This window comes from Cronobacter sp. 153480017-3 (assembly GCF_053627815.1).
Genome location: NZ_JBSEYN010000016.1, coordinates 1 through 11,753, shown reverse-complemented (window position 1 = coordinate 11,753; position 11,753 = coordinate 1). Strand labels below are relative to the sequence as shown.

Here is an 11,753-nt window from a genome sequence, read left to right as displayed (position 1 = left end):
TGAACATGAACGGCTCCGACAGCGCCTCGCGCCCGGAGAGTTTCCAGAAAAGCAGCCCCTCGACCGGGAGCTGAACGGTGATTCGGTTGAGCATAACTTCCATCCCTATGTGTATATGCGGTGCATACCAGAGCCGGAGACATCCACCTGGCTATGCCCGTAAATCACAGCACAGCAGCAAATGACGCATACCTTTCAGGCTTCTGGCCGCGCAGCAGACACTCTGCCAGAAACACTTTGCAGTTTTAGTTAATTTCATATTGCAGGCGACATGAAATTTCATAATACGGCTACCGCTGCCATAGCCTCGATCGAGGTTAAGCCATATCAGGAAATGTCAGGTAACGAAGCGGTAAAAAAGACGCTATACAAACGCCACGCGCTTGCTGTGCAAATATACCAATAAGTGACTCATCGAAAAACCGCCATTATTCTGAATATACAGACTAATCTGATTCCACTGGCTGTAAGGATTGATGGTTGGGATAAATTCTGGCGACTCGCGCACTATTTTTATGGAGAGCGTCACTAATAACGCGCTGAAATATTCATGAAAGAAAGAGAATTTTCTTTTACTTACCGCGCTGAGAAAGGCTTTTTATATGAAAGGATAATATTTAGCTTAAGGGAACCACTAATTATGGTGGGTAGGGTAAATAACGGATTATTTACCCCGGCGCGCAAGAGGTTTTCTGCGTGATTCTGGATGATAGAGGCTGTTGCGGGTGTGGTGGTGGGCTCAGCGGCGAGCGCGGTGCGTCGTGCCGGCATCATCACTCAGGCCTCGCCGGGCATTACTTATCCCGGCTAATAATGACGTTACTCAGGCAATCCGGCGTTTTCTCGCTAAAGCTGAACGTGACAGCCTCGCCAGACGCACCGGCAGGCGTGGTGTAGCTGGTCACTTCATTCCCGGAATGGCCGCGCGGGGTGTCGGTTATCGTCAATACGGGGTAATGCTGTTTGATGTCGTTAAGCGTCAGGCACCGCCCCTGCCAGTGAGAGATAAACAGCAGCGTTTTCTCCTGCGGCTCTCTACTCAGCCGTAATTCAATGTCGGTCAGCTTCCCTGACGCAGTAAACGCGACATCTTCCGCCCGGTAAAAATTGATGTACTCGTTCTGAGAATCCAGCTGGAATGTTAAAGGCGCATGGTTAAGCGTGGCGACGTTGATATCCGCTAAGGATGACCGCATCGTACTAATAAACTGCCAGAGGCTGGCAGAGGATGTACTGGCTGAAGCGCCGCAAATTATTAACATCGTTATTAACGCAGCGGTAATGACCTTTCCGGTATGGCGAATGAAAATCATATTATCCTTAAGGACTGACATTGGAATTTCATGTATTCACTATGAATCATCTTATTAATGTCGGACAGGCAACAGATAGCGGTTTATCAGTGTAATACTGTTACCTGGATTGCATACCATCACGGTTACGAGTCAGGGTAAATGTTTGCGGCGCATAATAGCCACCTTTTACAGGAATCTTGATGAGCCGCCACGTCATCCTGTCGCCTTCAACCTCAAGACTCGCCTGCCCGTTAACGCCGCCAAAAGTAGAATCAAACGCCACATCGGCCCGGTTGCCCGTACTGATACCGCGCAAATTCGTCTCCCCAGGCGCGGCGCAGTCGATACGGTTGCCGCGCTGCGTGATGTAACAGTAAGTGCCGTTTATAATCTGCGCGTTTTGCTTCAGGTCCAGCGTTAGCACAGATCCTGCCGCATTCTCGCCTTCCCACTGGCCGGAAAACCTTTCATCAGCGAACGCACTCAGGCTACAGAGAGCCAGAAAAAGTAAGAGCTTTTTGGGATGAAGCAGCATGAGCGTTAAAGGCATCATATCAGTCCTTGAATGCGCGGTATGGTAGGGATGTAGTCTTTTATAAATATCAGGAAGCTAGTGTTATAAAAAATACTTATAAGTCTTAATGAACCAACTCAGATTATCTGAAGGCTCATTAATTTCTAAAGCAGAAGCGTGATCAATTCCCGGTTCGCCGGGGATAGTAATATAAAAGACAATATTATTTACGTTACTGCCGAGAGAGACACATAGCTGTTGTTTTGCCTTTTTCATGGCACTTACATAGAGATTAATATTTCTTCCTCTTTCAGGATCAAAGTCATATCCTTCAGGCAGTATCGGCCCGCCAGGCAATTTCGCCGCCCGCGCCCGTCAGCTCGCGCGGCATCCCCGACACATCGTTGTGATACCAGTACACCTCTGCGTCGTGTTCGGTGTCGCCCTTGCCCAGACTGATTTGCGCCAGCGGCGCGAAGCTGTCGTCTTCGTAAATCCACAGGTGGCTGCGCCCGCCGCGTAATTCACTCAGCAGGCGGTTGCCGTCCCACACAAAGGTCGTCACGCCGAACGCGTCCTGCTTCCAGCTGCGTCTGCCGAAAGCGTCATAACCATAGGTGGTGCGCTGCTCTGCGCCGTTACGCACCGTGACGGATTCCGCCAGCTGATGCTCCGCGTTCCACCGGAACCGCTGCGTGGTATGCCGGGCGATATGTTTGGCGGTGACGTTGCCGAAATTATCGTAATCCCAGCGTTTGTCTTCATAGACAATAAATAAGTATAAGGTGAGAATGGATTTATATTAGTTAAAAAAAAAGGCCGTTAAAGGCCTTTTAAAATTTTATAAAAAATATTTGTACGTTTCTAAAAACCAGTTTAGGTTCTCTGAAGGTTCATTAATCTCTATGGCAGAGGCATGATCAATTTCCGGCTCACCAGGAATAGTAATATAAAAAACAATATTATTCACATCATTGCCGATAGTATCACATAGTTGTTCTTTTGCCTTTTTCATAGCACTTATATATAGGTTAATGTTCCTTTCTCTTTCCTCATCAAAATCATAGCCTTCTGGCAGTAAAGGCAGGATGCTTTCATTATAATGCTCCATCATTATAGTGGTGAAAGAACGTACACCGACATCATCATTATCGTCAAAAAATCCGAGAACCCAAGAATATCCCTCCCACTCTATTCCCTTATGGATTTTTTCAAGACTTTCCTTTGTGGATATGGCCATGTAACTAGATAAACCGTCATCGTCCAATACCAAAACGACCCCATAAATATTATTTTCTTTATTATATTTCTTATATAACCCTAAAAACTCCTCTTGGATTAATTTGTTTAATTTATCCAATTGCATGCTATGCCAATTTTCCATTACCTATATCCTCCAAATACATCATGACCGATTTCTTGTAACTTCTGCTTAAGAAGATTTGTCCTATCGCTGCCTGTCAATTTTTTGCATTTACTTATTTCCTTGATTTCTTTATCAGCTTTGACTAGTGCGTCTGCAACTTTTTTTGCATTTTTTTCGGTATGGACCCCCTCTCCGTTATTGGCAATCATAAGATTCGCAGGGTCATTTACAGGATCGATACCATATCTTTTAAGAATAGCTTTCGATCTTGATAAATGCGGAGCCAGTGATGTCCCTTGGTATTGTCCTTTAAAAACAATATGATGACCATGAGGGTTTGTCATACCTGCAGGTATAACGTGACCATTTGCTAAAGCTTTCGCTAACCAAGATCTTGAAGCCAACCCCAGAGGATCCACCCACACCAGCGGGTTCGGCGCATACTGGTAAAGGTTTATCCCGCCCGCGAGCCCTATCGGGTCCTGACTGATAAAGCGCCCCGCGTCCGGATCATAGTAGCGGAAGCGGTTATAGTGCAAACCCGTCTCGGCATCAAAATACTGCCCCTGGTAGCGTAACGGCTGATACACCGGCTCGCCGGCGCGTGTCTCAATGTGTTCCACGCGAAGCGTGTTGCCCCAGGCGCGGTATTCGGCCCGCCAGGCGATTTCGCCGCCCGCGCCCGTCAGCTCGCGCGGCATCCCCGACATATCGTTGTGATACCAGTACACCTCTGCGTCATGTTCGGGGTCGCCCTTGCCCAGACTGATTTGCGCCAGCGGCGCGAAGCTGTCGTCTTCGTAAATCCACAGGTGGCTGCGCCCGCCGCGTGATTCACTCAGCAGGCGGTTGCCGTCCCACACAAAGGTCGTCACGCCGAACGCGTCCTGCTTCCAGCTGCGTCTGCCGAAAGCATCATAACCATAGGTGGTGCGCTGCTCTGCGCCGTTACGCACCGTGACGGATTCCGCCAGCTGATGCTCCGCGTTCCACCGGAACCGCTGCGTGGTATGCCGGGCGATATGTTTGGTGATGACGTTGCCGAAATTATCGTAATCCCAGCGTTTGTCCTCATACACGCGCAGGCGGTTGTCGCGCAGCGGCGCCGCGCCGTTGTCGCTCAGAAGGTTATGGGCCGGGTCAAAGGCGAAATGCTCTTCGCGGGCGCGGGTCAGGCGGCCCAGCGCATCGTAGTCATAACGATGCTCGCCCGTGTATTTATCCACCATCTGCAACAGCTGGCCGTCGCGCCGCCAGGCGTAATCACGCGCGACCGCGATTTTCCCGTTACGCCCCGCGCGCTGGCTGACCAGCCGCCCCATTTCATCATGGACATACTCGCTACTGATGGTGCCCTGCGTGCGGCGAATTTCCCGGTGCAGCACATCACGCTCGCTTTCGCTGATAACCCGGCTGCCGAGGTTCACCTGAATACGGTGGCCGCTGCCGTAGTAGAAGTTTTTCAGCTCGCGGCCATCCGGCAGGGTGGTGACGGTGCGGTTGCCGAGCTCATCATACTGATGACGTAATTCATGGCTGACGCCGCGAATAAGGTTACGCTCAAGCGTCAGCTGGCTGGCGGCGTCCCACTCCAGCTCCACGCGGCCGCCGTGGTTGATGCCCGCAATCAGCCGCCCAAGGGAATCATACCGGTAACGGGTGCGCTGCCACTGATCCTCACCACTGCGCGCGACCAGTTTTTCCAGCAGCCTCCCGGCCTCGTCACGCTGGTAATGCGTGCGGATGACGGTGCCGTCTCCGTTGCCTTCTTCCTCGCGCACCGTCGGGAAACCGCCCGCGTCATAGCGGTAGCGGGTGGTGCAGCCGTCAAACCCGGTCTCGCGGATGAGCGAGTCGCGCAGGTCATATTCCATCTCATAACGCGCGCCGTTTTCATTGATCAGCGTGGTCAGGCGGCGCGCCAGATCATATTCATATTTCACCTGATGCCCGAGTGCATCAATGCGCGCCAGCGGCAGGCCATCCGGCGCCAGTTTCCATTGTGTAAGTTGCCCCTGCGCGTCGCGCCAGGCGGTAAGGCGCTGCCAGCGGTCAAACTCAAAGGTCTCCGTCGCGCCATCCGGGTGAACAATGCTCAGCGGCAGGCCATCCTGCCGGTTGTTTATCAGCGTGCGGTTGCCCGCCGCGTCAATCTGCTCTTTCAGCCAGCCATATTTGTCATAGCCGAAAGTGGTGGTACGCCCGGAACAATCCGTGTGGCTGATAAGAAAGTTGGCGCTGTTCCAGGAGAGGCGCTGAATACCCGCCGCCGCATCGCGAATGCGCACCAGGTTGCCGCGATCGTCGTGGTTATATTCCGTGATACGGCCCAGCTCATCCATAAAACGAATCAGGTTACCGGCCACGTCATAGGCGTATTCGCGTGTGCCGCCCTGCATATCGGTGACGCGCACCGGCAGGTTCCAGCGTTCGTGGTAGTCGATGCGCGTCATCTGCCCGTCCGGCTCGGTCACGGCGGTACAGTTGCCGCGCTCATCGTAACGGTAGCGCGTAACGCGACCCGCCGGGTCGGTCAGCTGCGTCATTTGCCCGCGAACGTTGCGACGGAACCGGGTATAGCCGCCAGCGGCGTCCTGATAGGCCAGCAGCTCATGGTTGTCGTCATACTCGTACCGCGTCACGCGCCCTAATGCATCAGTTACCGTGGTGCTGGCCGCGCCATACTCAAACCGCCATTCGCCGCCGAGACTGTCGCGATGCGCCAGCACTTTCCCGGAGGGCTCGTGTTTATCGTAGTGGTAGAAACACTCCATTTCGCCCGCGCGGCGGTGCGCCACCATGATGTGGTTGCGGTAACGAAATTCGCGCAGCACCTCGCCCTGGCCATTCCTGACGGCGATGAGATCGCCCTGCGACGAGTAGTCATAGCGGCACAGGCTTTCGGCGTTGAGCGGGTCGGAGGGGTGACAGACGCTGACGCCGACGATACGTTCAACCGTGTCGTTATCCGCAAGCGTAAGCCTGGCAAAATGGACGATAAAACGCCGTCCGGCGCTGTCGGTTATCTGCTCAGGCTGATGATGCGCGTTGTAGTGCAGCGTCAGGCGGTTGTCATGCCGGTCGCTTATCGCTGTGAGCAGCCAGCGGCCCGGCTGCGCCTGGTGCGTAAAATGCCAGCAGCGCGCTTCATCGGCGGTAAAAATACGAAACTCGCCCGGCTGTGGCTGCGAAAGCGAAAGCTGTTCATAACGGTGCAGCCTCGGCGGGTGGCCCGGCTCTGGCCAGGGGAACTCGATTTCGCGCCCCTGTTCATCGATAAACAGCAGGATGTCATCCTGCGCGCGAACCTCCAGCGACAGCGGTAAAAACCATCCTTGCCCGAGCCAGCCATTGCTTATCTCATCGGAAAAATAGTAGCGCTGCCAGTTAAGCGGCACGGATGCCGGAAAGGCAAAGTCGTTATCTTCATTACCGAACAGGACTTTGATACCCAGAATAGCGTTGACCGGGCTGCCGACCAGCGGCTCGACCGCGGCGGTATTCGGGATTTTGCACGGCTCGGTCTCTTTTTTCGCCTTGCCTTTATCGCTGCCGCCCTTTTCACTGCCCGCTTTTTTGGCTTTGACCGCGTCTTCCGCGCCTTCTTTGGCGGCTTTGCCTTCGGCTTTGGCTGCCGCTTTTTCGGCTTTAAACGCGGATTTTTCGGCGAGTTTCGCGGTTTCTTTTACCAGCCCTTTCGTCGCGCTGGCCGCTTCTATGGCTTTACCGGCTTTCACCGCCATTTTACCGGCTTTAAATGCCGCGCCGCCGCCCGGAACGAAGTTCGCCGCTGCGGAGGCCGCAGATAATGCCGCGTTGCCGTAGTCGCCTTCAGCGGCATAAATCGCCGCGTTCGCGCCATCGGCGACGACGCCCAGCACCGGCACCGCCCCTAAGACATCCAGCCCGGTATGGACAATATCGCCCCAGTCGCCCCACCAGCTTTTCTTTTTAGGCGGGTTAGCGCTGCCAGCCGCGACCTTGCCTTTCGGTGCCGGCGCATATTGTAATTTACCGATAGTATTTCCTGTCGCCATGTAAATTCCCTGCGATGGATTGCGTGTTCTTAATAAAAGCGTTCGGGTTTATTGCGTTGCGCAATAAACGCAATAATATCTTTTTAAAATGTGCCGGTAATAACGTTACCTTGCATAATAGTAAACAGTGGTATTTAGCATTAAATACCCATCAGAACCGGACGCCTCTCAAAAGTAAATATCGCCCCCGGACAGGAGCGATAGAATAAGAAAATAAATTAATCAGCAGCGGGTGGCCAGTGTAACCCCTTGCGAATAGCGAGTTGACGCACCTCTTCTAACTTATCCGTCGTTCTTTTATTACTGTCTTTTTCACGCTCGATGGCGTCAGCCAGTAGCTTTCCAAAATTCAGGCCGTTCTGGTTTTCAATATTCGGGTTGGCACCATAATTGAGTAAATATTCAACCTGATCCAGCTCCATGCCTGCTAATGCCACCATTAATACCGTTTTCCCGGCACTGTCGGTTTTATTAACATCAGCCCCTGCCGATAATAGATATTTCATGACGGAAAATGAATTATCTGAAGCCGAATTAAAAAGTAAAGGCTGGTAGTTGGTCATGGCGTTGGGGCTAAGGCCGCCTTCAATCAGCGCTTTGATATAGGCAGGGTTGTTGGAGCTTGCCATCACGGCGGCCGGGCTGCCGAAATCCGGGATATCCTGAAGCGGATCCGCACCCGCTTTCACAAGCGCCGTCACAATCTCCAGCGATGTCGCATCGCCATTGGTCGCCTCTAACAGCGCGTACATCAGCAAGGTCATTTCCTGGCTGCCAGGTTTATTTAAGTTTGTGCTTTTGGCTAATGCTTTTACTTCGGAAAGATTATGCTCAGCAATAGCCTGAGCAAGCTGTAATTGCGTACCGCTAAAATAAACTTCCGGCGCTGCTTGTTTCATATTTGTACTTCCATGACCAGGTATTACGACAGAAAAGAGTGCCAGTCCTGCGAGGAGACTGCAAATTAGCCTTCGGAACGTCTTCATTCTGATCTCCTTATAAAGCCATCAGTATAGCCTCATCTTCTGCTTTTTCTGCTTCGATACAGGGAATGACCTGGCTCATAAAATGGCGGTTTATTGGGTTGCCCTGGCCGCCCGACATATCGTGTTTGATGCCCACTGCTGCGGGTAGCGCGGCAATAACTAACCCTACGCCCGCGCCAATAATGCCGCCAAACACCCCGCCGAGCTTTGCGCCCAGCGCGCCAAGCGCCCCGACCACGCCTATCGTGCCCAGCACGCCAGGCTCCTGCAGGCCGGTTAACACTTCACCTTTAACGCGGTAAGCGTTGATGTTCTCTGAGGTGACGCTCTTCTCAAGCACTTTGCCGCCGTATTTCTCAACCGTTCCGCTGTTAAGGCCCGCCGCGTTGAACGTCCAGCCCGGCTTATTGCTGGCGCGCGAACAGGCGGAGGCGAGCCCGCCGCCCAGGGAATGGCCGACACAGTCAACGGGCGCGGGAGATCTTTTCAGAGAGGCGCCAATTTCAACCGCTTTTTTATAATACGGGTTGCTGACACCAAACGCCTGTTTGGCATTGACGCCCCAGTCCGGCCCCGATTGCGTGCCGCGAAAGACCACCGAAGGCGTCATATCCTTGCCGAACACCGCTTCGTCTGGCTCATACATCCGCGCACGAAACTGCGGCGCGCCATTAGCACGCAAGTCGTTCGGCGAAAGGTTATATTTGGCGAGCGCCTGCGGGTCGTTAGAGATATCTTTCCAGCCTGCCGGGATCTCAGGAGTCGGTTTCGACGGATCGCGGGGCTCATACACGTAATCCGCCAGACGCGCTTTTTCCACCGCCACGTTATTCTGCTCAAGCCGCTGTGCCGCCGCCTGCGCTTTTGGGTCGCTGCTCTGTTTACCTTTCGCGATAAGCGCCTTACGCCGCTCCCAGGTCTCTTTCTTGGTGAAGTTTCCGCCACGGCCGCCGTTGGCTTTGCCGTTCATGGCGAACGTATCCTGCACGCGGTTAAGCGGACGCCCGCCGACGTTGGTATCCGGGCTGTGTTCGAGCGACCAGCAGTCGCCCTCCACCGTACCGCTGACCACGCCTTTATTGCGCCCCGCCGCATCGCCAATGGTGGTTGGCACAAAGCTCTGGTTATAAACAAAAGCGGGGTTACGGCCAAAATTCACCGAATCAACGGTGCTTTTTGAGGGCGCCAGCGTGGCGGTCACCGGGTAAGGCACCGGCGGCTGGATGCCCGGAGTAAAGCACATATCGGGGGCCAGGCAGACCAGCTTATATTTCCCGTTTTTACGGGCGGCAAAGTTCTCAGCCATGCGCGCCTCTTTTTTCCTTCAGGTTTAACAGCGACGGGGGCAGCGGCAAAAAGTCTGCCGACTCGCAATCGCTCAGCAGTTGCCGCGCACGCGCGACCTGCGCGTGACGTTCTTCACGCGCGACAAAGCGCAGCTCGGTCATCACCGGCTCCATCAGCTCTGAGATTACCGTGCGATAGCTGCAATGCACTTTACGCGCGGGCACATCCACCACCAGCGTGTCGAGCGTCATGTCCTGCGCGACCCCGGCCCCTTTCTGCGTCATGATAAAAACAAACAGGCTTTCCACCGGCACCTGAAAGCGAATCTCCTGATCGGCTTTGTCACGCGCAGAGATGAGATATTTCAGTGTCACCGGTATCGCGCTTAAAGGCGCAGGCAGCGGAAACTGCAACAGCGGATGCGCGCCGCACCAGTAGTCAAAGCGAAAATCCTTCGGCAAAAAAGGATGACGGTTCTGCTTCCAGTTTTCGTCATAGGTACCGGCGTGCTCAATGCGTCCCTTCCAGCCGCGGCCATAGAAACCAAACCCGGCGGCCAGGCCCGCTTCATCAATCTTTTTCACCGGCTGGGTGATCCACTCAATCTGCGGGGCGGGCAGCCGGTCTTTTTTGAGGTGCTTTCTGACCTCGCGCGGGTACCAGCCCATCCCGACCGTGTTTTCCTGGGCTGCGACAACCTGATCGTCCGGCAACGTATACATCCCGCCCGCCGCATATTCGTAGCGCAGCTCCAGCGTCTGGAGGGGTTCAGGATCGGTCAGCCGCCAGCCTGCCATCACGTTCCACCACTCGCGCGGCCCGTGAATACGTAACAGGCGGGTCGTGTCGCCAATCTGCGCGCCCACCGTAAAGCTGCGCGCGGGTTTATCCTGCGGTGCCCAGGCGCTGGCGTTAATGACGACATCCATCCAGGGTTTATAGGGCGCCAGATCGCTTTCAAACCGGACGCTGCTATAGCCCGGCTCGCCGTAATGGAGATCCTGTTCAACAAGTTCGCCCTGATCGTCGCACAGCGTCAGCGCGCCCGTGGCGATATCGAGATCGTAACTGACTCTGGCGACAACGGTGCTGAAGCCGTGATCGTTCTGGTCGAACGAATCAAACAGCATGGCCGGAAAGGCGCTGAGATTAGAGAAGTTTTCCATATCAGTTGATATTGATTTCCGTACCGTCGATGTCGATGACCTTTTCGCCGACCATCTTTATTTTGTTGGCGCTAAGCGTAATGGTGCCGTTCTGTTCCAGCACAATCATCGATTCCCCGCAGACCAGCGTGATTTTGTCTTCAGCACTGAAATCCGCCGTGGTGCCCGCTGACAGGCTGAGATCTTTGCCTGAATTCACCGAATATTTGAGCGCCACGTTATGCATCTGCATCGCGCCGACGTTGGTCATCCAGCCTGCGCCGACGTTCAGCACATATGCCGCGCCAATATTGGTGTTTTGCGCGAGACCGACGTTCAGCATGGAGGCGAGCGCGATGGTTTCGGTTTTGGTCTTATCGACGCGCAGCGTCTGGGCGCCGTTAACGGTCACGCTCTGGTTTTGCCCGATACGCACGTCTTCGTTCTGATCGACCGTCTCGGTACGGTTGGAATGAATAGTGATGGTTTCATTGCCATCCACCGTCTCTGTGCGGTTCTGATGCACCGTGATCGTTTCATTTTCCACGACCGTTTCCGTGCGGTTTTTCTTCACCGTCGTGGTTTCATTCGCGCCAATGGTTTTGGTGCGGTTGCTGCCTACCGAATGCGTTTCATCGTTCTCGATTTCGGTATCCATGTTCTTTTCAGCATGCAGCCACACCTGCTCCTCACCGGCCTTGTCCTCAAAGCGCAGGGCGTTGGCATTATCCGGCGAGCCGTCCTTCGAGCGGCTTAAGAAGCCCATCTGTGTGGCCGCGGCAGGCAGCGCCCACGGCGGCATGCTGGCTTCGTTATAGACGCGGCCCGTTATCAGCGGGCGGTCCGGGTCGCCGTTGATGAAGTCCACCACCACTTCGTCGCCCACGCGCGGTATCTGCACGCCACCAAAACCCTGGCCTGCCCAGGCGCTCGACACACGCACCCAGCTGGAACTGGTGTCGTCGCCCTTGCCGAGGCGGTCCCAGTGGAACTTCACCTTCACGCGCCCGTATTTGTCGGTCCAGATGCTCTCGCCCTGCGGGCCGACCACCTTCGCCGTCTGCGGGCCGTAGGTGCGCGGCCACGGCGTCTTCTGCGCCGGGCGGTACGGCACGTCCGCCGG

The 11,753-nt window shown here is 54.5% G+C and carries 8 protein-coding genes and 1 pseudogene; all 9 read right to left on the bottom strand.

The genetic code is table 11. The features are described from left to right. Positions 1–794 precede the first annotated feature (794 nt). Positions 795–1,313 carry a hypothetical protein gene (locus ACUW6V_RS20550; RefSeq protein ID WP_041460754.1) on the bottom strand — a complete coding sequence of 173 codons (519 nt, stop codon included), beginning with the start codon at positions 1,311–1,313 and terminating at the stop codon, positions 795–797. Between the two features lie 100 nt (positions 1,314–1,413). Then, a complete protein-coding gene (locus ACUW6V_RS20545; RefSeq protein ID WP_012126139.1) occupies positions 1,414–1,848 on the bottom strand; it encodes a hypothetical protein in 435 nt (144 codons plus the stop codon). 301 nt (positions 1,849–2,149) lie between these two features. Beyond that, a pseudogene (locus tag ACUW6V_RS20540) lies at positions 2,150–2,578 on the bottom strand (RHS domain-containing protein); the annotation flags it as partial. Between the two features lie 72 nt (positions 2,579–2,650). Further along, positions 2,651–3,193 carry a DUF4303 domain-containing protein gene (locus tag ACUW6V_RS20535; RefSeq protein ID WP_012126141.1) on the bottom strand — a complete coding sequence of 181 codons (543 nt, stop codon included), beginning with the start codon at positions 3,191–3,193 and terminating at the stop codon, positions 2,651–2,653. Then, positions 3,193–7,212 carry an RHS repeat-associated core domain-containing protein gene (locus tag ACUW6V_RS20530; protein WP_454038839.1) on the bottom strand — a complete coding sequence of 1,340 codons (4,020 nt, stop codon included), beginning with the start codon at positions 7,210–7,212 and terminating at the stop codon, positions 3,193–3,195. Before ACUW6V_RS20530 ends, ACUW6V_RS20535 begins: the two co-directional genes overlap by 1 nt. A 218-nt stretch (positions 7,213–7,430) precedes the next feature. Further along, positions 7,431–8,111 (bottom strand): ankyrin repeat domain-containing protein, encoded by a 681-nt coding sequence (locus tag ACUW6V_RS20525; protein WP_097570850.1) that lies wholly within the window; start codon positions 8,109–8,111, stop codon positions 7,431–7,433. A 97-nt stretch (positions 8,112–8,208) separates the two neighbouring features. Next, positions 8,209–9,504 carry a PAAR-like domain-containing protein gene (locus ACUW6V_RS20520; RefSeq protein ID WP_454038838.1) on the bottom strand — a complete coding sequence of 432 codons (1,296 nt, stop codon included), beginning with the start codon at positions 9,502–9,504 and terminating at the stop codon, positions 8,209–8,211. Further along, positions 9,497–10,651, bottom strand: a complete 1,155-nt coding sequence (locus ACUW6V_RS20515) for a DUF2169 family type VI secretion system accessory protein (protein WP_454038837.1) — start codon at positions 10,649–10,651, stop codon at positions 9,497–9,499. The genes ACUW6V_RS20520 and ACUW6V_RS20515 overlap by 8 nt, the downstream gene beginning before the upstream one ends. 1 nt (position 10,652) lies before the next feature. Then, a partial coding sequence (locus tag ACUW6V_RS20510; protein WP_325778383.1) for a type VI secretion system Vgr family protein occupies positions 10,653–11,753 on the bottom strand: 1,101 nt, incomplete at its 5' end.

Bases quoted from the DNA above. Each gene is read 5' to 3' on its own strand.
- ACUW6V_RS20550 (WP_041460754.1), bottom strand. From the start codon at position 1,313: ATGATTTTCATTCGCCATACCGGAAAGGTCATTACCGCTGCGTTAATA.
- ACUW6V_RS20545 (WP_012126139.1), bottom strand. From the start codon at position 1,848: ATGATGCCTTTAACGCTCATGCTGCTTCATCCCAAAAAGCTCTTACTT.
- ACUW6V_RS20535 (WP_012126141.1), bottom strand. From the start codon at position 3,193: ATGGAAAATTGGCATAGCATGCAATTGGATAAATTAAACAAATTAATC.
- ACUW6V_RS20530 (WP_454038839.1), bottom strand. From the start codon at position 7,212: ATGGCGACAGGAAATACTATCGGTAAATTACAATATGCGCCGGCACCG.
- ACUW6V_RS20525 (WP_097570850.1), bottom strand. From the start codon at position 8,111: ATGAAACAAGCAGCGCCGGAAGTTTATTTTAGCGGTACGCAATTACAG.
- ACUW6V_RS20520 (WP_454038838.1), bottom strand. From the start codon at position 9,504: ATGGCTGAGAACTTTGCCGCCCGTAAAAACGGGAAATATAAGCTGGTC.
- ACUW6V_RS20515 (WP_454038837.1), bottom strand. From the start codon at position 10,651: ATGGAAAACTTCTCTAATCTCAGCGCCTTTCCGGCCATGCTGTTTGAT.